This window comes from Bradyrhizobium sp. CCBAU 65884, assembly GCF_028128835.1.
Lineage (GTDB): Bacteria > Pseudomonadota > Alphaproteobacteria > Rhizobiales > Xanthobacteraceae > Bradyrhizobium > Bradyrhizobium ottawaense.
In genome coordinates this window covers 26320-47415 of the sequence record NZ_LBJU01000087.1, presented here as the reverse complement: position 1 = coordinate 47415, position 21096 = coordinate 26320, and the positions used below count along the sequence as shown (strand labels likewise).

General features: G+C 65.4%; 25 protein-coding genes and 1 pseudogene. 9 read left to right on the top strand and 17 right to left on the bottom strand.

Features of this window, described 5'->3' with window-relative positions:
• The 3 genes from XI03_RS05965 to XI03_RS05955 all read right to left on the bottom strand — a co-directional run.
• Nucleotides 1–791 (bottom strand): hypothetical protein (locus XI03_RS05965; protein ID WP_271591604.1); only part of this gene is annotated, 791 nt, incomplete at its 3' end.
• 157 nt (nucleotides 792–948) lie between these two features.
• The gene (locus XI03_RS05960) at nucleotides 949–1152 is read right to left on the bottom strand and encodes a hypothetical protein (RefSeq protein ID WP_018321158.1); all 204 of its coding nucleotides are present in this window, start codon (nucleotides 1150–1152) and stop codon (nucleotides 949–951) included.
• Between the two features lie 305 nt (nucleotides 1153–1457).
• On the bottom strand, nucleotides 1458–2120 hold the full coding sequence (locus tag XI03_RS05955) for a glutathione S-transferase family protein (protein ID WP_028143984.1): 663 nt from the start codon (nucleotides 2118–2120) through the stop codon (nucleotides 1458–1460).
• A gap of 146 nt (nucleotides 2121–2266) precedes the next feature.
• Between XI03_RS05955 and XI03_RS05950 the strand changes: the two genes are divergently transcribed.
• Complete coding sequence (locus tag XI03_RS05950) at nucleotides 2267–2983, top strand: DUF599 domain-containing protein (protein WP_271591603.1); 717 nt, start codon at nucleotides 2267–2269, stop codon at nucleotides 2981–2983.
• Nucleotides 2984–4011: 1028 nt separating this feature from the next.
• On the opposite strand, the gene XI03_RS05945 is transcribed toward XI03_RS05950, so the two are convergent.
• The 4 genes from XI03_RS05945 to mgtE all read right to left on the bottom strand — a co-directional run bounded on the left by XI03_RS05945 (nucleotide 4012) and on the right by mgtE (nucleotide 7923).
• A complete protein-coding gene (locus tag XI03_RS05945) occupies nucleotides 4012–4974 on the bottom strand; it encodes a hypothetical protein (protein ID WP_271591602.1) in 963 nt (320 codons plus the stop codon).
• Nucleotides 4975–5023: 49 nt separating this feature from the next.
• Nucleotides 5024–5842 carry an aldo/keto reductase gene (locus tag XI03_RS05940; RefSeq protein WP_038949949.1) on the bottom strand — a complete coding sequence of 273 codons (819 nt, stop codon included), beginning with the start codon at nucleotides 5840–5842 and terminating at the stop codon, nucleotides 5024–5026.
• 168 nt (nucleotides 5843–6010) lie between these two features.
• Nucleotides 6011–6328 carry a helix-turn-helix domain-containing protein gene (locus XI03_RS05935; RefSeq protein ID WP_028140539.1) on the bottom strand — a complete coding sequence of 106 codons (318 nt, stop codon included), beginning with the start codon at nucleotides 6326–6328 and terminating at the stop codon, nucleotides 6011–6013.
• 173 nt (nucleotides 6329–6501) lie between these two features.
• Entirely contained in the window at nucleotides 6502–7923 is a 1422-nt protein-coding gene (gene mgtE, locus XI03_RS05930; RefSeq protein WP_028140540.1) for a magnesium transporter, read from the bottom strand.
• Between the two features lie 115 nt (nucleotides 7924–8038).
• Here mgtE and XI03_RS05925 point away from each other — a divergent pair, with 115 nt between their 5' ends.
• Both XI03_RS05925 and XI03_RS05920 read left to right on the top strand, forming a co-directional pair.
• A complete protein-coding gene (locus XI03_RS05925; protein ID WP_038949951.1) occupies nucleotides 8039–8809 on the top strand; it encodes a polysaccharide deacetylase family protein in 771 nt (256 codons plus the stop codon).
• A 178-nt stretch (nucleotides 8810–8987) separates the two neighbouring features.
• Nucleotides 8988–10265: a polysaccharide deacetylase family protein gene (locus XI03_RS05920; protein WP_271591601.1), complete on the top strand. Its 1278-nt coding sequence runs from the start codon at nucleotides 8988–8990 to the stop codon at nucleotides 10263–10265.
• Nucleotides 10266–10272: 7 nt separating this feature from the next.
• Here the strand turns inward: XI03_RS05920 and XI03_RS05915 are convergent, their stop codons facing one another.
• Nucleotides 10273–10647, bottom strand: a complete 375-nt coding sequence (locus XI03_RS05915) for a hypothetical protein (RefSeq protein WP_018320591.1) — start codon at nucleotides 10645–10647, stop codon at nucleotides 10273–10275.
• Between the two features lie 273 nt (nucleotides 10648–10920).
• On the opposite strand from XI03_RS05915, the gene XI03_RS05910 reads away from it, so the two are divergent.
• Entirely contained in the window at nucleotides 10921–11178 is a 258-nt protein-coding gene (locus XI03_RS05910; protein WP_028140543.1) for a hypothetical protein, read from the top strand.
• 30 nt (nucleotides 11179–11208) lie between these two features.
• On the opposite strand, the gene XI03_RS05905 is transcribed toward XI03_RS05910, so the two are convergent.
• Together XI03_RS05905 and XI03_RS05900 are read right to left on the bottom strand one after the other, a co-directional pair.
• Nucleotides 11209–12477, bottom strand: a complete 1269-nt coding sequence (locus tag XI03_RS05905) for an ABC transporter substrate-binding protein (RefSeq protein WP_271591600.1) — start codon at nucleotides 12475–12477, stop codon at nucleotides 11209–11211.
• A 115-nt stretch (nucleotides 12478–12592) separates the two neighbouring features.
• Nucleotides 12593–13279, bottom strand: coding sequence for a DJ-1/PfpI family protein (locus XI03_RS05900; protein ID WP_271591599.1), 687 nt, complete (start codon nucleotides 13277–13279; stop codon nucleotides 12593–12595).
• A gap of 91 nt (nucleotides 13280–13370) precedes the next feature.
• Here XI03_RS05900 and XI03_RS05895 point away from each other — a divergent pair, with 91 nt between their 5' ends.
• Nucleotides 13371–14309: a GlxA family transcriptional regulator gene (locus XI03_RS05895; protein ID WP_271591598.1), complete on the top strand. Its 939-nt coding sequence runs from the start codon at nucleotides 13371–13373 to the stop codon at nucleotides 14307–14309.
• A gap of 81 nt (nucleotides 14310–14390) precedes the next feature.
• Here XI03_RS05895 and XI03_RS05890 read toward each other — a convergent pair whose 3' ends face one another.
• From XI03_RS05890 to XI03_RS05875, 4 genes are all read right to left on the bottom strand, one after another.
• Entirely contained in the window at nucleotides 14391–15293 is a 903-nt protein-coding gene (locus XI03_RS05890) for an NAD(P)/FAD-dependent oxidoreductase (protein ID WP_271591597.1), read from the bottom strand.
• The gene (locus XI03_RS05885; protein WP_212475320.1) at nucleotides 15290–16366 is read right to left on the bottom strand and encodes a flavodoxin family protein; all 1077 of its coding nucleotides are present in this window, start codon (nucleotides 16364–16366) and stop codon (nucleotides 15290–15292) included. The genes XI03_RS05890 and XI03_RS05885 overlap by 4 nt, the downstream gene beginning before the upstream one ends.
• A 64-nt stretch (nucleotides 16367–16430) precedes the next feature.
• The gene (locus XI03_RS05880) at nucleotides 16431–16631 is read right to left on the bottom strand and encodes a hypothetical protein (protein ID WP_271591596.1); all 201 of its coding nucleotides are present in this window, start codon (nucleotides 16629–16631) and stop codon (nucleotides 16431–16433) included.
• Between the two features lie 2 nt (nucleotides 16632–16633).
• A complete protein-coding gene (locus XI03_RS05875; protein WP_212475321.1) occupies nucleotides 16634–16840 on the bottom strand; it encodes a hypothetical protein in 207 nt (68 codons plus the stop codon).
• Nucleotides 16841–16956: 116 nt separating this feature from the next.
• Between XI03_RS05875 and XI03_RS05870 the strand changes: the two genes are divergently transcribed.
• Nucleotides 16957–17220, top strand: coding sequence for a hypothetical protein (locus XI03_RS05870; protein WP_271591595.1), 264 nt, complete (start codon nucleotides 16957–16959; stop codon nucleotides 17218–17220).
• A 34-nt stretch (nucleotides 17221–17254) separates the two neighbouring features.
• Nucleotides 17255–17428 carry a hypothetical protein gene (locus XI03_RS05865; protein ID WP_244429184.1) on the top strand — a complete coding sequence of 58 codons (174 nt, stop codon included), beginning with the start codon at nucleotides 17255–17257 and terminating at the stop codon, nucleotides 17426–17428.
• A 179-nt stretch (nucleotides 17429–17607) separates the two neighbouring features.
• Here XI03_RS05865 and XI03_RS05860 read toward each other — a convergent pair whose 3' ends face one another.
• A complete protein-coding gene (locus XI03_RS05860) occupies nucleotides 17608–17808 on the bottom strand; it encodes a hypothetical protein (RefSeq protein ID WP_038949958.1) in 201 nt (66 codons plus the stop codon).
• Nucleotides 17809–18042: 234 nt separating this feature from the next.
• Here XI03_RS05860 and XI03_RS05855 point away from each other — a divergent pair, with 234 nt between their 5' ends.
• Nucleotides 18043–18246 carry a hypothetical protein gene (locus tag XI03_RS05855; protein WP_038949960.1) on the top strand — a complete coding sequence of 68 codons (204 nt, stop codon included), beginning with the start codon at nucleotides 18043–18045 and terminating at the stop codon, nucleotides 18244–18246.
• Here XI03_RS05855 and XI03_RS05850 read toward each other — a convergent pair.
• Both XI03_RS05850 and XI03_RS05845 read right to left on the bottom strand, forming a co-directional pair.
• Nucleotides 18239–18985, bottom strand: a complete 747-nt coding sequence (locus XI03_RS05850) for a Crp/Fnr family transcriptional regulator (RefSeq protein ID WP_038949961.1) — start codon at nucleotides 18983–18985, stop codon at nucleotides 18239–18241. The two genes, XI03_RS05855 and XI03_RS05850, sit on opposite strands and share 8 nt — an antisense overlap.
• Nucleotides 18985–20153, bottom strand: a pseudogene (locus XI03_RS05845) (sensor histidine kinase); the annotation flags it as partial. The pseudogene XI03_RS05845 and the gene XI03_RS05850, both read right to left, overlap by 1 nt.
• Nucleotides 20154–20260: 107 nt before the next feature.
• Between XI03_RS05845 and XI03_RS40250 the strand changes: the two are divergent.
• Nucleotides 20261–20902: a hypothetical protein gene (locus XI03_RS40250; RefSeq protein ID WP_333935496.1), complete on the top strand. Its 642-nt coding sequence runs from the start codon at nucleotides 20261–20263 to the stop codon at nucleotides 20900–20902.
• Nucleotides 20903–21096: the final 194 nt, after the last annotated feature.

Here is a 21096-nt window from a genome sequence, read left to right as displayed (position 1 = left end):
GTCGTCGCCGTGGGCTCCGGATTCATGATGCTGACCGGCGGCGTCGACGAGGCGCTAGGGAACTCAGCGCTGGTCGGCTTGCCCGTCGGCATCGCGGGCGGCAGCCCGGCAAGCGCGGCCGTGGCCGGCATCGCCGACGCCGTTGCAGGCGCGTTCCAGGTTGGCGCATGGCGCGCGACCAGCATGTCGTAGAGATGGGCGTCCATGTTGGCGGCAACCCGCTGCTGGTCGGTCAGCGAGCGGAACGCGGCGCAGTCGAACTGCGTGCAACCGTCGCGCACGACCAGCACCTGCGCCACGAAGCCGTAGCGATCGTGCTCCAGCGCCTTGCGCAGCACCTTCATGTCCGTCGTCAGGCTCTTCTCGGCGATCGCGGCATCACCGAGCGCGGTCAGCCGGTCGATTCGGGCCGCGGTATAGGAGACGGCGGCAGCCGCGGCATCCGGCGAGCCGAACAGCGCCTTCTCGCAGCCAATGGCGACCGCATCGCCGGCGAGATCGTCGAGACAGGACAGCGCCGGCAGGCTCGCGATGACGGCACCTTGCGCGCGCGCTTCGGTCGGAGCGTCCTGCCCCGCCGGTCCATAGACGCGCACGGTGGCAGCTCCGGCGATCGCGATGGACAGCAGCGTGATCACGGTCAGCGCGCCGTTGGCGACCGACCTGTCGGCGCGCAGCAGCGTGATCAGCAGGATCAATCCGAAGAATCCGGCAGCCGCCAGCGTCATCCACATCGGAAAGGCCGGCGAGCGCCAGATTTGGTCGAGCGAAGTGGCCCATGCCCAGTTCATGCGCGACGTCCCCTCACGCGAGCAGAGAGCGAATGGTCAAGCGAGCACCGCGAGTCGGCAACTGCCCCCAGGCCCACCTTGGGAAGGTGAAGCGGGCCTTTTGACGGCGGCAGGACACAATTCCGCAGGGGGCGCGAATGCGCGGGAGCGTCGGTTTTCAGGACAGCGCGAGCTGGCTTTCCTTGGCGACGCGTTCGAAGGCTTCGGTCGAGCTTTTGATCCGGTACTGGCAGTCGTCGCCGTCGGTCGGCAGCAGGCGAATGACCTCGTACGAGCCGCTGGCAGCAGGGCGCGCGACGTTGCTGGCCGTGAACAATACGCGCGTTCCAATCGGGAATTTGTGCTTCAACACCCTCTCCATCACTCAAACAACGCCTGCCTCGCCCATGGTCCCACTGCGACGGCCGGCCAGAAACCCAGCGCTGTATAGCACGCGGCCAGCCGTTTTGGCCAGCGCCATGCCACCATGGCAAACGTGTAAATCCTGCAATCTTTTCAGAATGATAGGGATGGAACCGACAGGTCGATGATACCGCCGGGGCCGCATGTTCAGGCGGCATGTCGCAGGGCCGGTCGCAGCCCGATTGGCATATAGCCCCGGTCAATGTCCGGAACGTGAGCGCCGCCGGCCGGCACACAGCCAGCGGCCTCGCTCGGACCGACCGGTCAGGCGTCCTCGAACTTCTCGATGACAAGGGTTTCGGCCAGCCCGTCGCGGGTCCATTCCTGGAACGCCGGCAGCGCCATCATCGTCTCCATGTAGGCCTTGGTGTCCGGCGCGACGTCGATCGCGTAGGTGCGCAGGCGATGCACCACCGGCGCGTACATCGCATCGGCCGCACCGAAGCGGCCGAACAGGAACGGACCCTTGGCACCGTAGCGCGTGCGGCACTCGCGCCAGATCTCCTCGATGCGCGCGACGTTGGCCTTGGCGTCGGCCGACAGCGCCAAGGGCCGGACCGGCCGGTGCAGGTTCATGCCGCATTCGTTGCGCAGGGGCACGAAGCCGGAATGCATCTCGGCGCACACCGATCGGGCATGCGCGCGCGCGGCGACGTCGTCGGGCCACAGCTTCACTTCCGGATAGCGCTCGGCGATGTATTCGATGATGGCGAGCGAATCCCACACCGTGACATCGCCGTCGACCAGCACCGGCACCTTGCCGGCACGGCTGAAGGACAGGATCTGCTCCTTGTCCGCGGGATTGTCGGTGTAGAGCGGGATCAGCGTCTCCACGAACGGGATGTCGTTGGCGCGAAGCGCGAGCCATGGCCGCATCGACCATGACGAGTAGTTCTTGTTACCGATCGCGAGTTTCAGCGCAGCCATGTCATCAGTCCTTCCCGAGACGTCCTAGGGCGAGCCGCTTTTAACGCCATCCCCTGCCGCCAATCAATCGTTGCTGCGCCCCGTCATGCGTGGCAATCGTTGCGGTCCTCGCCAAGAGACGGACAAGAGACGGACATGAGACAGACATGAGCAGGCACTGGGTCGACATCACCGCGGTCGGCTTCTTCATCATCGAATGGCTGGTCTATGCCCTGACGCTGGAGCATTCGGCCTACGGCCGCGACAGCCTGTCGGCGCGCATGAACCGCTATCGCGAGGTCTGGGTGCGCCGGCTGCTCGACCGCGAGACGCGCATGGTCGACATGCAGATCATGGCCTCGCTGCAGAACGGAACCGCTTTCTTCGCCTCGACCAGCCTGATCGCGCTCGGCGGCGCGCTGGCGCTGCTGCACGCCACCAACGACGCGATCACGATTTTGAGCAAGCTGCCGATCGACCTCAGCACGTCGCCCGCAATGTGGGAGCTGAAATGCGTCGGCCTCGTGCTGATCTGCGTCTATGCCTTCTTCAAATTCGCCTGGGCCTATCGCCTGTTCAACTATGTCGCGATCCTGTTCGGCGGCATGCCGCCGGCCGACCGGCGCGACACGCCGGAGGCGGAAGCCCATGTCATCCGCACCTCGCGCCTGTTCGAATCCGCCGGCCGCCATTTCAACCGCGGCCAGCGCGCCTTCTTCTTCGCGCTCGGCTATCTCGGCTGGTTCGTCAGCCCCTGGCTGCTGTTCGTGACCACGGCGGCCGTGGTGGTCGTGACCTGGCGCCGGCAATTCGCGTCGAGCGCATGGGCGGCGATGGCGCCGGAGGTGGTGGATGTCGATGAGGGGATGAAGCGGGGGCGTTGAGGCGCTCCCGTGTCCCGGACAAGCTGCAACGCGCGAGCGTTGCGGCGCAGAGCCGGGACCCAGAGGCGGCACGGCACGATGCGGATGGATGGGCCCCGGCTCTGCAGCGCACCACTTCGTGCTGCGCCGCGTCCGGGGCACGAGAGCGGTGAGTGGCGCGCGCGCTCTCCACCGTCATTACAATGCGCCAGTGCGCATCCCAGCGGCAGTGCCGTAGGGTGGGCAAAGGCGCATAGCGCCGTGCCCACGATCTCTCTCCATAAGCAACAAGGCGTGGGCACGCTTCCGCTTTGCCCACCCTACGATATCGAGTTTGTGGCACGCAGCTCAGCTCGCAGACACGCCTTCGCATTCTCGCGGCGCGTTTCGCCCGAGCTTTGCTTCATCTCGTACCCTCATTAGCCAAGAGGGCGCAGGGAAGGCCGGGTGCCGGCTCGCACCCGCGGTCCGCTGCGCGAAATGCACACGCAGGAAGAACCGCACAGCAGCATACAGGTGGTGCCGATCACTCGGCCTTCCCTGCGCAGTGGCTGGACGGCTTATGCCGTGATCTCCCGGGAGCCGACCATTCCTTCTGGCCTCCCTCGCCGTTCGAATTGACGATGCCGGCCACCCGGTTGGGCTCGCGCGCATCTTCGAACAGCTTGACCGTAGCAACGACGGCCAGGACCACACGGTTTTGCCGTACGCGCATTCGCTGGTCACCACATTATCTCCCGGCCTTGTCGACGTTGCCGGAAGAATGTGGCGAGACGAACTGAACAGCGCCGCTCATCCGCACGAAGCCTCGGGCTCACAGGGACTACCCGCCCTGCCCGCGCCTCTCGTGCCGACGCTGCCGCGTCCACCGCAAGCCCGGCTCGCGATGCGTGACGACACATGATCGCCCCTCTTGGTGAGCCGGGATGGGCCACACATACGCCGAAACCGAATTTCGGTAAAGTGGAATATTTTTGGCGAGATGGATTGACAGAGCGCGACACAGGCACGATCGCGTAGCCCCGATGGAGCCAACGGGGCTACAAGAGCTACGATCCGAAATCCCGCGGGCTGAACGGCAGGTCCATGATCTTCCATTCCCCGTACAGATTTGCCGGCAGCATCTTGTAAGGTTGGCAGTTCTGGAGCGCGCTCATGGCGGACTTCACGAGCGCCACGCCTTTCGCGGACGGCGGAGCCTCGATCAGGATCGGCTCGCGCGCCAGCGTGCCGTCGGTCGCGAACACCGTGCGCAGCTTGATGTGAACGGCGTCGGTGGGGCTGAGTCCGGCCGGCAATTTCGCACAGCTGCGCAAATGGCGACGAAGCGCGGCGATGACTTCCTGCGGCAGCTTGGCTGCGATTGAATCCTTGGCATCGCCGCCATCGTCCTTGGGGGTATCCTTCGGCAGCTCCGGCGGCAATTCCGGCGGCAGGCCCAGCATGACGCCGTACTTGACGGTGACGTCAGGCTGCGGAGCCTGATAGGCCGGCGGCGGCGCGGCCTCCGGCTGCTGCATCGCTTGCGGCGGCGGCTGCATCGGTGGCTGGGGCGGCGGTTGTTGCTGCGGTTGGGGCGGCGGCTGTTGCGACGGCTGTGGCTGTTGAGGTTGAGGCTGCACGTTGGCCTCACGCTGCTTCGGCGCCGGCGAGGGTTGCGGCTGCGGCTGCTTCTGCTGCGGTTCAGGTGGCGTCTGCTGCGACGACGGTGCCGCGTCCTGCTGCTTGGCCGCGGGCTTGCCCGCCGCTTCGGACTGGTCGGTGAAATCAAGCTTCGGCAGTTTCAGATCGGGCGTTGGCTCCGGCGGCTTCTCCTTGGCCGCCTCCTTCGTCTCCTGCTCCTTGATCTCTTCCTTCACCTGCTCCGGCGTGACGATGTCGACGGTCACGGTCTCCGGCGGCTGGCTGCGAAACGGATGGACCTCGCTGATCACGATGATCAGCGCCACCAGCGTCAGATGCGCGATTGCTGACGCCGCAATGTCCGTCCGTATGATCTTCCGCAGTTCCATCGACCGATCTTGGGTTGCCGTCGCGGTCCTAGCATACCCCAGCCCCCTCTCAATCCCATTTCGGGGCGAAGCCGAAGTCGGTCAGGCGACCCTTCGGACTGGCGAGTGCGGCGATCCGGCTCATCTCGTCCTCCGACAGCTCGAAATCGAAGATCTCGATGTTTTCAGACAGGCGTTCGATGCGCGAGGTGCGCGGGATCGCAGCGACATTCTGTTGCACCAGCCAGCGCAGGCAGACCTGCGCCGGCGTCTTGCGGTGGACGCGTCCGATCTCGGCCAGCCTCTGGTCGGACTTGATGCGCCCCTTGGCGATCGGGCTGTAGGCGACGAGCGCAAGGCCATGCTGGTCGCAGGCCGCCCTCACCTTCGCCTGATCGAGATAAGGGTGGTATTCGACCTGGTTGCAGACCAGCGGCTCAGGCGACAGCGCGACCGCCTGCTCGATCAGCGCCACCGTGAAATTGGAGACGCCGATGTGGCGGGTCAGGCCCATGGTCTTCGCATGCGACAGCGCGCCGAGCGTCTCCGCCAGCGGCACGTGCGAATTGGGCCAGTGCAGCAGCAGCAGATCGACGGAGGGAAGCCGCAACCGAGCCAGGCTCTCCTTGACCGAGCGCTCGAGATCGTGGGGCGCGAAATGGTTGGTCCAGACCTTGGTGGTGAGGAAGATGTCGTCCCGGCGCACGCCCGAGGCGCGCAAGCCGTCGCCGACCTCGCGTTCATTCTCGTAGACCTGCGCGGTGTCGATGTGGCGATAGCCGAACCGCAGCGCCTGCTCGACCACGCGCGCGGCAGGTCTTCCGCTCAGCTCCCAGGTCCCGAGTCCGATCGCCGGGATTTTTGCGCCATTGGCCTCGACGAACAGCATGAGGACTCCTCTTCCGTTGCGGCAGCCCCTGACGTCATCAGGCCTCATTATGGACCCGGCCCATGACGCTGCCAACGGAAGGCCGCGGCAATTCAGCGGGATATTTGGCGCCATGCTAACAGGAGGTTCGCGTCGGGGCCCGGCAGCCCTCGACGTCGGGCTTTGGCGTCAGGCTTTGGCGAGCGCCTGGAACACCGTATCCGGGGCGTGCGCGATCACCGCGAGCAGCGCGCGGGCCGGTCCCCGCGGCGCCCGCTTGCCCTGCTCCCAGTTGCGGATGGTCTCGACGGGAACGCCGAGCTTGGCGGCGAACTCCATCTGGGTCAGGCAGGCGCGGCGACGCAAATCGCGCACCGCGAGCGGGTTGGCGTCGGCCGGCGCGGCATTGGCCGTGAGCTCGACCGGAGACGGCTGGACCGGAAATTCCTGTCCATCCCGCAACTCAACGACCCGTCCGTCCGCCTTCAGCCGCAACCGCATGCTCATTCCCCCAAGCCAGGCGATGATGCGGCAGGTCGCTTAAGTTCGGATTAAAGATGATTGTCATTCCGGGGCGCGCGAAGCGCGAGCCCGGAATTCATCAGGCTGCAAGCGATGCGGAAAAATGGATTCCGGGCTCGCGCCAAGAGGCGCGCCCCGGAATGACGTTGGGGTGAAACCTACCTCAGCCCGAACCAGAGCGTCGCGATGCCGAGAAACGAGAAGAACCCGACCACATCCGTCACCGTGGTGACGAACGTGCCCGACGCCACCGCGGGGTCGGCCCTGACGCGTTCGAGCGCCATCGGGATCAGGATGCCGCCGAGCGCACCGGCGATGAGGTTGCACACCATCGCCAGGCCGATGACGATGCCGAGGCCGGGGATCTTGAACCAGGCGACCGCCGCAATCCCCGTGATCACGGCGAAGGCGAGCCCGTTGACGAGACCGACCAGCGCCTCGCGCATCACCACGCGCCAGGCATTGGAGGAGCCCAGCTCGCGCGTCGCCAGCGCCCGCACCGCCACCGTCATGGTCTGGGTCGCGGCGTTCCCGCCCTGGCTCGCCACGATCGGCGCCAGCACGGCGAGCGCGACCATCTTCTCCAGCTGGCCCTCGAACAGGCCGAGCACCGAGGACGCCAGGAAGGCGGTGGCGAGATTGACCAGCAGCCAGTTGAACCGCGCGCGCGCAATCGTCAGGAACGTATCCGACAGCTCTTCGTCGCTGGTGACGCCGCCCAGCGCCTTGAGGTCCTCGTCCGCCTCCTCCTCGATGACGTCGACGACGTCGTCGACCGTGATGACGCCGACGAGGCGGTCCTGGGTGTCGAGCACGGGAGCTGCGACGAGATTATACTTGCCGAACATGCGCGCGACCTCTTCCTGGTCCTCCAGGACGGAGACGCGGCGGCGGTCCTCGTCGGTGAGCTCGGTGAGCGGCACCGGCCGGCGCGCGCGCAGCAGCACGTCGAGGGGGACTGCGCCCTGCCAGTGCTGGTCCTTGTCGACGACGTAGATCTCGTAGAAGCGGTCGGGCAGATCCGGCGTCTCGCGCATGTAGTCGATCGCCTGCCCGACGGTGAAATCCTGGGGCACCGCGATGAACTCGGTCTGCATCCGGCGGCCCGCGGAATTCTCGGGATACAGCAGGCTGCGTTCGAGCGCGACGCGCTCCTTGAGCGGCAGCTTCTCGAGGATCTCCTCCTGCTCGGCCTGGTCGAGGGTCTCGAGCAGCTCGACGGCGTCGTCGGATTCGAGTTCGCGAACACCTTCCGCGACGGTCTCCGGCGGCAGTTCCTCGAGGATCTCCTCGCGCACGCCCTCGTCGAGCTCGTTCAGCGCGGAGAAGTCGAAATCGCGCCCGGTCAGCTCGACCAAGCGGACGCGGTCGTCGGGCTCCAGAGCGCCGATGAGATCGCCGAGATCGGCCTCGTGCAGCTCGGCGACGCAGGCGCGTAGCGAGGCGCTGTCGCCGGCCTCGATCGCATGGGCGACCTCCTCGACGAATTCGTGCCTGATATCGCCGTCTTCATTGCGCATCGGCACGTGGTCGAGTACCGAGTCCGCGGCGGATCGGGCAACGTCCATATGTTCATCCATGGCGCGCCTCGCCGTTTGACAGGTTGGAACGAATGGTCTGGGCTGACGGTCAGGCAATACCCACAAGGCAACTCCGAGCGCAATGACAAAGATGCTTCGACTGAGGTGGACCTCGATGTCATCGGGCGCGGCCCTCGCGGCCTTGATCGGCGTCGCTTCGGCCGTGGCCGCCGAGTGTCCGCGCAAGGACGCGCTCGGCACTTCGCGCGTGCTGAGCGTCGATGCCAAGACCACGCCGCGCGTGGGCTTGAAGAGCTTTCCGCAGACGCTTGCGCTGGCCGATCACGAGGTCGTGCTGACCTTCGACGACGGGCCGAACCCGCCGACGACGTCGAAGGTGCTGGCGGCGCTGGCGCAGGAATGCGTGCGCGCGACCTTCTTCCTGATCGGCCTCCACGCCAGCCAGCATCCCGACATGGTCAAGCGCATCGCCCGCGAGGGCCACACCATCGGCCACCACACTTTCTCGCATCCGTTCATGGCGCGGATCCCGTTCGACAAGGCCAAGAGCGAGGTCGACCGCGGCGTCGCGGCCGTCGAGATGGCGCTGCACGGCAGCTCGACGGCGACGCCCTCGACGCCGTTCTTCCGCTTTCCCTATTTCCAGGGGACGCAAGCGCAGCTCGACCTGCTCCAATCCCGTGGCATCGTCGTGTTCGGCGCCGACCTCTGGGCCAGCGACTGGAACGAGATGACGCCGGAGCAGGAATTGAAGCTGGTCACGGAGCGCCTCGCAGCTAGCGGCAAGGGCATCGTCCTCTTCCACGACCCCAAGGCGCGCACCGCGGCGATCATGCCGGCCTTCCTGCGGTATCTGAGGGAGAACGGCTATCGGGTGGTCCACATCGCGCCGGCAGGCCCGCAGAAGAATGCCGATGCGCGCTGATGCCGGAATGTCACGCCGGCGCAAAATGGGGTGATTTGGGCCCTATTAACACTCTGTTCATGATACCCCATGCAAATGGATGGGGACTTTGTGACGGGAAAGGTTCTTTGGCCTGAACCGTTTCCTGATGTCTCCGACCTACTATGGCGGCAATCGCACATGAGGGCAGACGGGGTTCATGATCGGAAGTAGCGTTGTCTTGCGGACGCGATCGTGGATCGTCCTTTGCCTCGGCGGATTCCTTGGATGTTCGACCATCGGATCGCCGGCGGCGCTTGCAGCCGACTGCCCGGGCCATCCCGACGCGCTCGGGACGTCCCGCACCCTGGTGGTCGATCCGCACGAGCATCCGCTGATCGGCACCATGCAGTACCGCGAGACGCTGCCGCTCAGGGATCATGAGGTCGTCCTGACCTTCGACGACGGTCCGCTGCCGAAATATTCCAACCAGGTCCTCAAGATGCTCGACGACGAGTGCATCAAGGCGACCTTCTTCATCATCGGCAGCCAGGCCAAGGCGAACCCCGAAGGCGTGCGCAAGCTGGTGGCGGCGGGCCACACGGTCGGCACCCACAGCATGAACCATCCGCTGACCTTCGACCGGATGCCGATCGAGAAGGCCGAGGCCGAGATCAATGGCGGCATCGAGTGGACCTCGGCCGCGATGACCGATCCGTCCAAGCTGGCGCCGTTCTTCCGCATTCCCGGCCTGATGCGCGCCGAAGGCGTCGAGCACCATCTGATCTCGCGCGGCATCCAGGTGTGGAGCGCTGACTTCCCGGCCGACGACTGGCGCCATGTGTCGTCCGACCGCGTCTATCAGCTCGCGATCCAGCGGCTGGAGGCCAAGGGCAAGGGCATCCTGTTGCTGCACGACATCCAGGCGCGGACGGTGGCGGCGCTGCCAAAAATCATCCGCGACCTCAAAGCGCGCGGCTATCGCATCGTGCATGTGGTGCCCGCGACCGCCGACCGGCCAGCGACGCCGACCACGCCGGTGGAATGGCTGCTGCATCCGCCGACCGAGACCGTGCCGATCGCGCGCTGGCCTTCCGTTCCGAGCTTCGTGTTCACGCAGACCAGGACGCTGCCGGCGCCCTCGCTCGGCGACCTCAATGCGCAGACCGAGCATCAGCCGCTGCTGCCGCGCCGGACCAAGGGTCAGATGGACGTCGCGTCCGCCCTGCCCGTGCCCAGCCGCGCGCTGTTTGCGATCCCCGAAGGCTCGGTCGAGGTGCTGCTGTCGACGACATTGTCGCGGCGCGCCGCGACCCGGCTGGCAATGGCGGCCGAGACGCCGCATGCGGCCAGGGGCAAGGCGGCAAAGGGCAAGACGGCCAAGTCCCAGGTTCGGCACACCGCGCATGCGGCACCGGTCGCACCCAAGCCTGCCACGCAGGCCAAGAGCGCCACGCCGCGCTCGACCCGCATCGCCAGTCTGAAGAAGCGCGCTTAGTCCCTACCTATTGCCGCATGATGGCGGCGACGCAGAGCAGCACGATCAGCGCCAGGAAGAACAGGTCCATATAGGACTTGAGCTCGCCGTCGCGGCGCAGCCGGGCCACGTCGGCGACCACCTGCTTGCGCGCATTCGTTCCCCCGGAGCCGTCATTGATCGGGCCCTGAAGCCGCCGCGTCTCGGCTTCCAGCTTCTCGATCTTCTGGAAGAAGTAGAACGCGCGCAGCGTCGAGACCGCACGCATCGCCGCATAGATCAGCACCAGGATCGCCAGGATCGCCCGGTTCGGATATTTCTCCATGAAGTTCAGGCTGAAATAGACCACCGCCATGAACGCGAAGTTGGTGATGAAGCGGTAGACGAAGCTGAGAAAAACCATGCTGGCTCGAGCCTTGAGGGGTGCGCAGCCGGATCGTGCTGCGAGATTCGGGATCGGGACCCAGACCGGGAGCTGGGTTGTGACGGCCCGTCTACGCCAACTTTGTTTCAACAAGGATACTGCAAGTCGCCGCCTTTTAGCCACACGCCGCCATAATGCAAGCCGGACGATGGCGGTGGGCCTGCCCTGACGCAGCGCACCCGCTACGGCTCAATGGCGATTTGGCGAAAGTCGCGATAGACTGGACGCTGCCGCCACATCTGAGGTCTGCCGATGCCGAAGAAGGGAATCACCGGCCACGACGACTGGGTTCTGACCGAGGCCCTCGCGACCGCCCTGGTCGCGCTGGAGCAGCTCGAACCGAAGCACCAGCCGAACGCGCATATGGACGACATCCGCAAGATATTGGCGAACGGCAAGGAGCCGGCGGCGGTGAGCCTGCACCTCGCCCAGGCCAAATGCCGCCTGTTTCCCGACCTCGACCCGCTGGAGATCTACCGGGAATACGGCATCGGCGAGGAATATGGCTGAAGCGGCCGGCCGCCCCTTTCTTTGACGCAGCTAGTTTCGTGACGTCTTGAGCAACGGGCATTCGCTGTCGCTCAGCGGCAGAAAGGCGTCCTCGGCAGGTATCTTCTCGACGACGTTGTAATAGTCCCACGGCGTCTTCACGTCCGAGGGCTTCTTGACCTCGACGAGATAGAAATCATGCACCAGCTTGTTGTCGGCGCGCAGCCGCGCGCCGCGCGCGTAGAAATCGTCGACCGGCATCGCGCGCATCTGCTCCAGAACAGCGTTGGTCTCGTCCGTCCCGGCCGCAGAAGCGGCTTTCAGATATTGCGACACGGCGGAGTAGACGGCGGCCTGCGGCGCGGTCGGCATGGCGTTGTGAAGCTTGTAGAACCTCTGGGCGAACGCGCGCGTTTCCTCGTTGAGCGCCCAATACCAGGCAGTGACGGTCGTCAGGCCCTTGGCCGTTTCGGCCCCCATGGCGTGCACATCGGTCAGGAACATCAGCTCGGCGACGGCCTTCTGCGGCCCCGCGTTCATTCCGAACTCGTTCCATTGCTTCATCGAGGTCACGAGCTGCTCGCCGGCATTGGCGAACGCAACCACCTTGGCTTTGGAAGCCTGGGCTTGCAGCAGGAAGGAGCCGTAATCGGCATTTCCGAGCGGATGAAAGACCGCGCCGAGCGACTTGGCCCCTGCCGCCGCCAGCACGCGCTGGGACACCTCGACCATATTGCGTCCGAACGCGTAGTCTGACGCGATGAAGAACCAGCTGTCATAGCCTTGCGACACCAGCTTTCGGACCGATCCGGCGACCAGATTGTAATTGTCGTGCAGCCACATCAGGCCGGTGCGCGAGCATTGCTTGCCGCCGATATCGGTGGTGCCGACCGCCGAATAGATCACGATCCTGTTCTTGTCGCGTGCGATCGACTGGATGGCGAGCGCGACCGCGGAGTTTCCGACGTCGGCGATCATGTCGACGCCATCCACGTCGAACCATTTGCGGACGATCTGGGCGCCGATATCCGGCTTGTTCTGATGGTCGGCGACGACGATCTCGGCCTTCAGCCCCGGCGTTGCGCGCTGAAAATCGTCCACGGCCATCCGCGCGGCGACGACGGAGCCGGGCCCGGCCAGGTCCGACAACGGTCCGGCCTGGTCATTGATGATGCCGATCCTGACCACGCCACCGGAGAAATCGGCGGCGACGCTCCGCTCGGCGAGCACTGCCGGACCGAGCGCCAGGATGAGGCCGAAGGTCAAGCGGCAAAGCCGGCTGCGCGACGATAGCAATTCTCCAACACGACAAGGCGCCATTGCCCCCTCCGCTTCAGCATCGCGACAGCATGTCGCGATGATCGATCGATGTGCCCTCGCCGACCGCACACCGAGCGCCGATCCACGCGGCGCGCGGCCGGTCGAAGCTGGCTCGCTATCCCTGCCGCTGGACGGCCTTCCTGACGAACTCCAGCCGCCGTGCCTGCGCAGGCGCAACCCGTTCCTTCATGGCAGCGACGATCGCCGCCGGCGCCGTGTCCGGCGAGCCGGCCGCAAAGGGTGGTGCGGGATTGTACTCCATGCGCAGCTGGATCATCTCCGCCGCGGCGCGGCCTCGCAACATCGACACCAGGGTGAGCGCGAAGTCGATGCCGGCGGTGATGCCGCCGCCCGTCATGCGATTGCGGTCGATGCAGACCCTCTCCTGCGACAGCTCGGCTCCGAAGTACGGCAATGCATCCCTCGCGGTCCAATGCGTGGCCGCGCGATATCCCTTCAACAAGCCGGCGGCGCCGAGCACCAGCGAGCCGGTGCAGACCGACGTCACGTATGTCGCGCCCTTCTCCTGTTTTCGCAGAAAGGCGAGAACGTCCTCGTCCAGCATCAGCTCGTCGGTGCCGTAGCCGCCGGGGACGCAGATCACGTCGAGCTGCGGACAATCGGCGAAGGTGACAGTCGGCATCAGCGCGATCACGGAATCGCTCGGCACGGGCTCGATGCGTTTCCAGATCAGATGCACGGTCACGTCAGGCAGGCTGGAGAAGACCTGGGCCGGACCAGTGAGATCGAGCTGGGTGACGCGCGGAAAAACCAGAAGACCGATCTGCAACGGGCCCGACATGTCCAACCTCGACAACGCGCTTGACGGTTGCAGCCTGCCATGTTGGCCTTGTGGTCGAAATGGCTTAATTCCCTCAATTCTGGACACGCCCATGATCGGCTTCCTGATCTTTCCTGAATTCCAGTTGCTGGACGCGGCCGGTCCGATCTCGGTGTTCGAGATCGCCAGGCGTCACACGCCGAATGCGCCGCGCCTGATCACGGTCGCAACGAAAGCAGGCGCCGTGCGCAGCTCGTCGGGCATCGAGATGCTGGCGCGCAATCTGCGATCGGCAAGCTCGGTCACGACGCTGTTCGTGGCCGGTGGCGAGGGCGTGGAAGCCGCGGCGCGCTGCAAGACGACGATCGCTTTCATTCAGCGGCTGGCGAGCCGCGGCGTGCGCATCGCCAGCGTTTGCAACGGCGCCTATCTTCTCGCGCAGGCGGGACTGCTGGACGGCCGCTGCGCCACCACGCACTGGTCCTGCACCCGCGATTTCATCGGACGCTATCCGAAGGTGAGGCTCGAACCGGACCAGATCTTCATCCGCGACGATCGGGTATGGACGTCGGCCGGCATCACGGCCGGGATTGATCTCGCGCTCGCCATGATCGCGCAGGACCATGGCGAGGAGGTCTCGCAAGCGACCGCGCGGCAGCTGGTGCTCTATCATCGGCGCAGCGGCGGACAATCGCAGTTCTCGAGCTTGCTCGAGCTCAAGACGCCGAACGGCCGCTTCGGCAGCCTTCTTTCATGGGTGCGCGAGAATCTGGATGCGCATCTCACGGTCGAGGCGCTGGCCGAACGCGCCGGATTGAGCGCACGGCATTTCGTCCGCTCCTTCACCGCGGAGACCGGATCCACGCCGACCAAGGCGGTCGAGCGCTTGCGGGTCGAGGTGGCGCGCGAGCGGGTGCAGTCCTCCGGAGAGGCCATCGAGCGCGTCGCTCAATCCACCGGCTTTCGCGACCCCGAGCGGATGCGCAGAGCCTTCATCCGCGCCTTCGGTCAGCCGCCGCAGTCGCTGCGACGCGCGGCACGAAGCGCATGAGAAGCGGCCTTCAGGCCGGCATCGCGCGTCGATGTCGCGCGTCCCGCTCGACCAAGGCGAAGCCGCGCCCTTCGTTCCCGGTCACGCCAGGCGCCGCGGCAGGCTGTGGTGGATCGTGCAGGCGGCAAGCGCGGCGTGGCCGAATGCGACCGAGATCTGATGCAGGTCGGTGACGACGTCGCCGATGCCGTAAAGGCCGTCTACCGAAGTGCGCTGATGGTCGTCGACCTTCAGATAGCCCTCCCCGGTATGCTGGGCGCCCAGCGAGACCGCGAGCTGCGAACGCACCTCGGCACCCATCGCCGGGTAGACCGTGTCGAACTGCATCGTGCGGCCATCAACCAGGACGGCCTCGAGGCCCCCCACCCTCCGCCGCAAGCGCAGGTCGGGCGCCAACACGATGTCGATGCCGGCCCCTTCCAGCTCCGCTGTCGCGCTCTCCTCGTCGTCGTCCTGTCCGGTCACGAGCAGCGTCACCTCGCGCGAGTAGCCGCGCAGGAACAGCGCCTTGCCGGCGGCCCGGCCAAGCGGGCCAACGACGCCGATGCGGCGGTCGATCACCTCGAAGGCGTCGCAGACGGGACAATAGCGCAGCAGCCCGTCCGCGACCGCGGCGCGCCATTGCTCGAACGGCGGATGGCTGTCGACGATGCCGCTGGCGAGGATGATGGTGGTGGCCTCAAGCGCGCCGCCGTTCCAGATCGCCCGAAAGCCGTTGTCGCGCCGCTGCAAGGCGGTGATCTCGGCTTCCACGCGCTCGACGGCGAGCTCGCCCAACTGCGCCGACATGCGCGCGATCAAGTCAGAACCTGATAGCCCGTGGACGAAGCCGGGAACGTTGTGGCTGCGGGGGATCAGCGCGGCACGGCTGGCGCCAGTGTCCACGACGCAGACGCTGCGGCGGAAGCGTGCCAGATAGATCGCGGCCATCAGCCCGGCGGGGCCGCCGCCGACGACCAGGCAATCAAACCGCGCGCCGGTCATTTGGGATTCGGGTCCTGCAACCCGGTCCCGGGCTCCTGGAGGCACCCGCTCCTGGCCAGCCGGACTGCGTTGCCGAGCGCGCGCGCCGCGTTCTGCACCTCCTGCTGGAATTCCCCGTCGTCATCGAGCTCGCGATGCGAAACGGCATATGGCTCCATGTAGCCGACATAGCCGTCGAGCTCGGCGAAGCGGCCCGCCGAGATCAGCTGCATGTCGGTCAGCCAGTCCGACAAGGCGCGGCGCACGCCCTCGGCACCGACGGCATCGCCATGAACGACCACGCCGAAATGGCGGCCGGCGAGATGGCGCGGATAGGGCCAGCCCTTCAGCTCCATCGCCTTGGCCGCGTCGGCCTTCTTGCCATGCGTCGAGGTCGGATCGGGATTGCCGCCGTCGGCGCAGACCATGCGGTCCATCATCGCCTTGAGTCCGGAAGGCACGTGGTACCAATTCACCGGGGTCACGATCAGGATGCCGTGCGCGGCGACCCACAGCGGGTAGATCTCGTTCATCCAGTCGCCGGTCTGCCCCAGCGAATAGTTCGGATAGCAGCTGCACGGCCAGTGGCAGAGCGGCATCGCGGTCGAGACGCAGGATTTGCAGGGATGAATGGTCTTGCCGAATTCCGAAGCCAGGCGAGAGAGATCGAGGATGTCCACGGCAAATCCCATCTCGACGAAGACCGATTCAGCCAGCTCGACCAGACGCCAGGTCTTGGACATCTCGCCCGGACAGGTGTGCTCGCTGCGGGCGGAGCCGTTGATGACGAGAATGCGCGGCGTCTCCTGCGCATCGTCGTGCCGGCGCTGCGCGGATAGGATTTTCGCGCGCGCATCGAGCCAGTCGACGGCAATGTCGTAGTCGGGATCGGAGAAACCCGCGCCCGCCTTCCGCGTCAACGGCGCCTTGCGCGAATGGCTATAGGCGTCCCAGGCGGCACCGACGACGGCATCGAGCTCGCGCTGCAGCGGGGCAAAGGCGGGATCGATGAACTGACGCTTGTAGCGGCGCTCGAACTCCTCGCGCGACAGCTTGACGGGCGGCATTCCTTTGCGAATTTCAGCGTCCGTCATGCAGGCTCCCGGCGAAGTCGGTATCATCCGACCAACCCGGGGGGCAGCACCCGGTTCCTTGCCGCTACTGGCGCGCCACGTCCTGCGGCGCATCAAATTTCGCGATCCGCTGGTCCAGCCGCCACAGCTCGATGCGGTGGCCGAGCACGAGCGAAGCGGCCTCGCGCTTGGCCTCCTCGTCATTGACGCAGACGAGATTGATGCATCCGAACACATACCCATCCGGGTCGATCTGGAACGCGCGGTAGTGCTTGAAGCTGCGCATCGTCATTCTCCTCGTCTCGTGCAGACCGGTGCGCTCAGCCAGTCCGTCAGGTTCGAGGTCACTTCGTTCTGCTTGGCGCGCCGCAGCAGCATCTCGCGCTCCCTGCCAGGCGGCAGGCTGCGCGCGCGTTCGCGGGCGTTTTCGGCAAATGCGGCCAATCGCTCCTGGAGCGATCGGGTCTGTTTGTTGCGGTTGCGTTTGGTGGTCATTGGACTTCACGGCTATTCGGTTGGACGGAAATCGGCCCCGGCGGGGATCGGGCGCCGGGGCCCGGGTTCTCTTGTCACTCGAGTGGCTTGCCGCTTGGGGGCGGCCCGGCCGGGCAATGGTTTTCAGCTTCGGCCGCGACGGCGGGTTCCGGCATTTCAAAAAGTTAACGCTGCGCGATTTTGCGCGAGGACGGCCGCACGGCATCGTCACTCGCTCTCGCGTGCCGTTCGTCACGACAATCGACTGCGCCGGAACCGAATTGCTGATTCGCTTGTTCAAGAAGGACTTGAAGGAGGATCGTCATGGCAAAAGCAGCATGGAAGCGGCCGGGCTCACCGATCGGCCGCAAGGGACCGCGCAAGGCAAATCCCGCGTATAAGCGCCGCGCGCGCCAGCCCTGGACAGCCTCGGATGTGAGCAAGCTGAAGCAGCTCGCGAAGGGAAACACGCCGACCGGCGTGATGAGCATCAAGCTTCAGCGCCCGGTCGCGGCCATTCGCAGCAAGGCGCAGCGCGAAGGGATTTCGCTGCGACCCGTCAATCGCTCACCCTACAACCGGCGAACCAAAGCCGCGAAGCGGCGTTGACGAAGGCACCGCCGGGTGACAACCGGACACAACGGGGACGATGGACGTGGCGCTCATTTTTCCGGTTTCTGCCCACGACACCAGCGCATCGGTACGCGCCGACATCTAACCCGTTCCCGGCGGTGCAGCCAGACCTGCGGCACGCTTCGCTCCGTTCACACGGACAGGGCAAGCCGGCGTCAATCCGGCGGCTGCAACCCCGGCGACCGCAGCCACTCGCTCATCTGGGACCCGGTCTCCGCCTGGCGCGCCTTGCGCAACATCTCGTCGCGAGCCGCTCCGGGCGGAAGCGATCTGGCTTCCGCGCGCAGCCGCTCCGCTTCGACGGCCAGACGTATCTCCAGCGGATCCGTCAGCTTCACTCGACGCCGCGTCAACATGGGCGTTCTCCCTGATCACTGGGTCGGAGCGCTCCGTTGCGTTCTCACCGATTGAGGTCATCGCGCATAGGCGACGCTCCCACAACGTTCCAGAAGCGGAACGGTTGCTTGCCGGGGTCAGAAGGAGGAAGAGACTGCTGCAAGACAAGCTCGCTTGCGTAACATGGGTTAAATTAGTCGGTGGCCAAATCTGCTAATTTAGGAACGTGGTAGGACCGCCTGGGATTGGCGCAGATGGACAACTATCGCCGACTGCAGAAAACCTGCGAGAGCCAGGCCGCTCTCAGCTCCTCACCCGAAACGCGAACTGCGCTGCTGGAAATGGCGGAGGAGTATCGCAAGCGAGCCGAATCCAACGCGTTTCAGGGGCCCGAGCCGGTCAATCCCGGGCGCATCGAAAGCCTCGGCCAAACCAGCCGTCCCACTCTGATCAAGTGAGTCGATAGAGTTGCAGATAGTTCGGCGCGAACAACGCCGCTGCCTTGAGCGCGTCGAGATCGTTGATGGTCAGGGTCCGATCGCGCAGCACGATCAAGCCCGACGCACGCAGCTCCTGCACGGTCCGGTTAAGGTGCACCACCGACAGCCCGGTAGCGTCGGCAAGGTCCATCTGCGTGACCGGCATGACGCAGGAATTGCCGTCGACCATCCCGACGGGACGAAGCCGCTCGAATATCTCGCAAAACAGATGCGCCACCCGCTCCAGGGCCGTGCGGCGACCGAGGTTGATGGCCCATTCGCGCTGGATGGCGTTGTTGACGAGGGTCTCGCACCAGAACGCTTCGGCGAGCGAGCGATCGCCCATCGTCAGACTCTCGAAACGCGCGCGCTTGATCTCGGCGTAGACCACTGGCGTCATTGTCGCGATGGAATGGTCCATCACGGGGAGCAAGAACGCGTGCGCGTCGCAGCTCTCGCCCGGAAAGATGAAATTGACGATCTGGCGCCGGCCGTCCTCGAGCGTCTTGTAGCGGCAGAGCCAGCCCGATAGCACCACCCGGACGCTATCGACGGGATCGCCCTCCGAGATCAGGTCTTCACTCGCCCCGACGCGCTCGAGACCTTCGAGCAACGCATATTCGAGCGACGCACGGGCCTCCGTCGACAACGGCCGCAGCACGGTCAGCCGGCGAATGACCAGCTCCACGAGGCTGCGATCGGAGGTCGACAAGGGCATCAATCAGCCACCGCCGGTGTGTGGAACGTGCGCTTGCTCGGCGGAATGGCGATCGTGCATTGCAGCCCCGCGGGGTCGAATGCCAGGGTGGTCTGCCCCTTGAACTCGAACGCGAGCGTACGCTCCAGAAGCTCCGTGCCAAAACCCTTTCGAAGCGGCGGCTTGACCTGTGGCCCTCCGCACTCGCGCCATTTGAACACCAGCTCCGCGGGCTGGGTGCCTTCATCGAGGCGCCAGGAGATTTCAACATGTCCGCTCGGCTGGCTCAAGGCGCCATATTTCAGCGCGTTCGTCGCTAGCTCGTGGATCGCGAGCGCGAACGTTTCGGCGGCCTTGGGCTGGAAGCGCACCTTGGGACCTGAGACCCGCATCTGCTCGCCCTCGCGGGCATTATAGGCGAGAAGCTCCTCGACCACGAGATATTCCAGGTCGACACCGCCCTCCGGATCGCGTGTCACCAGCGCCTGGGTGCGGGCAAATGCGTTGAGCCGTCCGTCGAGATGAGAAGCATATTCCTCGACAGTGGTGGCGGATTCGGCCGAACGGCGGGCGATGGAGCGCACCACGCCAAGCGTATTACGGACGCGGTGCTGCAGCTCGGCCAGCAGCAGGCGCTGGCGCTCCTCGGCGCGGGTGATCGCCGGAACGTCGATGAAAGTGATGACGACGCCGGCGATGACATCGTCGGTGCTGCGATAAGGCAGGATGCGCACGATGTAGCGCGTGCCGCTGTCCGACGCGCTCAGCTCGCGCTCGGCGCTCGCAAGCGTACGCAGCACGCGGCGAATGTCGTCGTAGAGATCCTCGATCGGGATGCGCGCCTTGATGTGACCGATGGGGCGGCCCGTGTCGGTCTCGACGAGATGCAGCACCTGGGTAATCGCCGGTGTGAAGTTCATCACGCGAAGATCATTGTCGAGAAAGACGGTCGCGATGCGCGTGCTCTCCAGGAAATTCCTGAGATCGCGGGTGGCGCGCGTCAACTCCTCGACACGGTGCGTCAGCTCGCCGTTGACGGAGGTCAGCTCCTCGTTGACCGACTGCAACTCCTCAGGCGAGGTTCCGATCTCCTCGTGGGCCAAATGTAACTCCTCGTTGAGAGACTGGTCTTCCTCGTGGACGGTTTCAGCTGCTCAGGGCTGCTCTCGAACTCCTCGAAAGTAGCCTGGAAGTTCGTCTGGGGCGTGCAGTTCGCTCGGGACGCTCGACATGCCCGGCGTGCACCGGCTCCTACCAATAGCAGAAATCGATATTCTCCCAACGGATCAAAGGCAAATGACGAAGGAGTCGCGTTTGCCCTTGGAACCCGCCTTGGCCTCCCTCGTTGGTAAACGCCGGCCCCGACCCTTGGTTTTCCCATCGGTCGGCAGGCTCGCCGGAGGGATCATGTCCGTATTACCCTCGTCGTCTCGTCAACGCGCGCCGCTGACGGGACACCGCATCCTCGTCGTGGAGGACGAATATTTTCTTGCCGATGACATCGGCAAGGCGCTGCGCGCGTTCGGCGCGGAGATCGCCGGTCCGGTCGGCCATATCGAGGATGCAATCGAGATGCTGCACGATGGCGGCGTTCTGGATGCCGCGGTGCTCGACGTGAACATCCGTGCAAAGCCGATCTTTCCGATCGCCCGGGAGCTCAGGGCACGCCAGGTGCCCTTCGTGTTCACCACGGGCTACGACAGGATCAGCATCGAGCCGGAATTCCAGGACGTGCCGATCTGGGAGAAGCCGATCGATGTCGTAGCCATGGTCCAGAATTTGGCGAGCCTCCTCGACGGTCAACCGGCGTGGCCGCAGCAATCATCGCCTGAACCGGCTGCGCTGAGCGAGCCCGCAACCAGGCGCGGATCAGAGCAGATGCGCGAAGGCGAGCCAGACGGTCACTGCCAGGCACAGGACGACGGCGGCGTAAGGTAGCGCGACGCGCAAGACGGCAAGCCCTTCCCGCGTCAGCTCATCATCATCCAGGCAACGGCCACCGTCATCACGAGAAAACCCGTGATCGCAGTCGCGACAAAGGCCCGTTCGATGCGGTCCATCGCCATCGCAGCCCCTCTCCAGCCCACACAATGTGACCGCTTCGGGGCCGCCGCGCATTAGGCTATGTGAAT

Coding starts and splice junctions, on each gene's coding strand:
- XI03_RS05960 (WP_018321158.1), bottom strand. CDS start 1,152: ATGGAGAGGGTGTTGAAGCACAAATTCCCGATTGGAACGCGCGTATTG.
- XI03_RS05955 (WP_028143984.1), bottom strand. CDS start 2,120: ATGGCTGCGCTGAAACTCGCGATCGGTAACAAGAACTACTCGTCATGG.
- XI03_RS05950 (WP_271591603.1), top strand. CDS start 2,267: ATGAGCAGGCACTGGGTCGACATCACCGCGGTCGGCTTCTTCATCATC.
- XI03_RS05945 (WP_271591602.1), bottom strand. CDS start 4,974: ATGGAACTGCGGAAGATCATACGGACGGACATTGCGGCGTCAGCAATC.
- XI03_RS05940 (WP_038949949.1), bottom strand. CDS start 5,842: ATGCTGTTCGTCGAGGCCAATGGCGCAAAAATCCCGGCGATCGGACTC.
- XI03_RS05935 (WP_028140539.1), bottom strand. CDS start 6,328: ATGAGCATGCGGTTGCGGCTGAAGGCGGACGGACGGGTCGTTGAGTTG.
- mgtE (WP_028140540.1), bottom strand. CDS start 7,923: ATGGATGAACATATGGACGTTGCCCGATCCGCCGCGGACTCGGTACTC.
- XI03_RS05925 (WP_038949951.1), top strand. CDS start 8,039: ATGTCATCGGGCGCGGCCCTCGCGGCCTTGATCGGCGTCGCTTCGGCC.
- XI03_RS05920 (WP_271591601.1), top strand. CDS start 8,988: ATGATCGGAAGTAGCGTTGTCTTGCGGACGCGATCGTGGATCGTCCTT.
- XI03_RS05915 (WP_018320591.1), bottom strand. CDS start 10,647: ATGGTTTTTCTCAGCTTCGTCTACCGCTTCATCACCAACTTCGCGTTC.
- XI03_RS05910 (WP_028140543.1), top strand. CDS start 10,921: ATGCCGAAGAAGGGAATCACCGGCCACGACGACTGGGTTCTGACCGAG.
- XI03_RS05905 (WP_271591600.1), bottom strand. CDS start 12,477: ATGGCGCCTTGTCGTGTTGGAGAATTGCTATCGTCGCGCAGCCGGCTT.
- XI03_RS05900 (WP_271591599.1), bottom strand. CDS start 13,279: ATGTCGGGCCCGTTGCAGATCGGTCTTCTGGTTTTTCCGCGCGTCACC.
- XI03_RS05895 (WP_271591598.1), top strand. CDS start 13,371: ATGATCGGCTTCCTGATCTTTCCTGAATTCCAGTTGCTGGACGCGGCC.
- XI03_RS05890 (WP_271591597.1), bottom strand. CDS start 15,293: ATGACCGGCGCGCGGTTTGATTGCCTGGTCGTCGGCGGCGGCCCCGCC.
- XI03_RS05885 (WP_212475320.1), bottom strand. CDS start 16,366: ATGACGGACGCTGAAATTCGCAAAGGAATGCCGCCCGTCAAGCTGTCG.
- XI03_RS05880 (WP_271591596.1), bottom strand. CDS start 16,631: ATGCGCAGCTTCAAGCACTACCGCGCGTTCCAGATCGACCCGGATGGG.
- XI03_RS05875 (WP_212475321.1), bottom strand. CDS start 16,840: ATGACCACCAAACGCAACCGCAACAAACAGACCCGATCGCTCCAGGAG.
- XI03_RS05870 (WP_271591595.1), top strand. CDS start 16,957: ATGGTTTTCAGCTTCGGCCGCGACGGCGGGTTCCGGCATTTCAAAAAG.
- XI03_RS05860 (WP_038949958.1), bottom strand. CDS start 17,808: ATGTTGACGCGGCGTCGAGTGAAGCTGACGGATCCGCTGGAGATACGT.
- XI03_RS05855 (WP_038949960.1), top strand. CDS start 18,043: ATGGACAACTATCGCCGACTGCAGAAAACCTGCGAGAGCCAGGCCGCT.
- XI03_RS05850 (WP_038949961.1), bottom strand. CDS start 18,985: ATGCCCTTGTCGACCTCCGATCGCAGCCTCGTGGAGCTGGTCATTCGC.
- XI03_RS40250 (WP_333935496.1), top strand. CDS start 20,261: ATGACGAAGGAGTCGCGTTTGCCCTTGGAACCCGCCTTGGCCTCCCTC.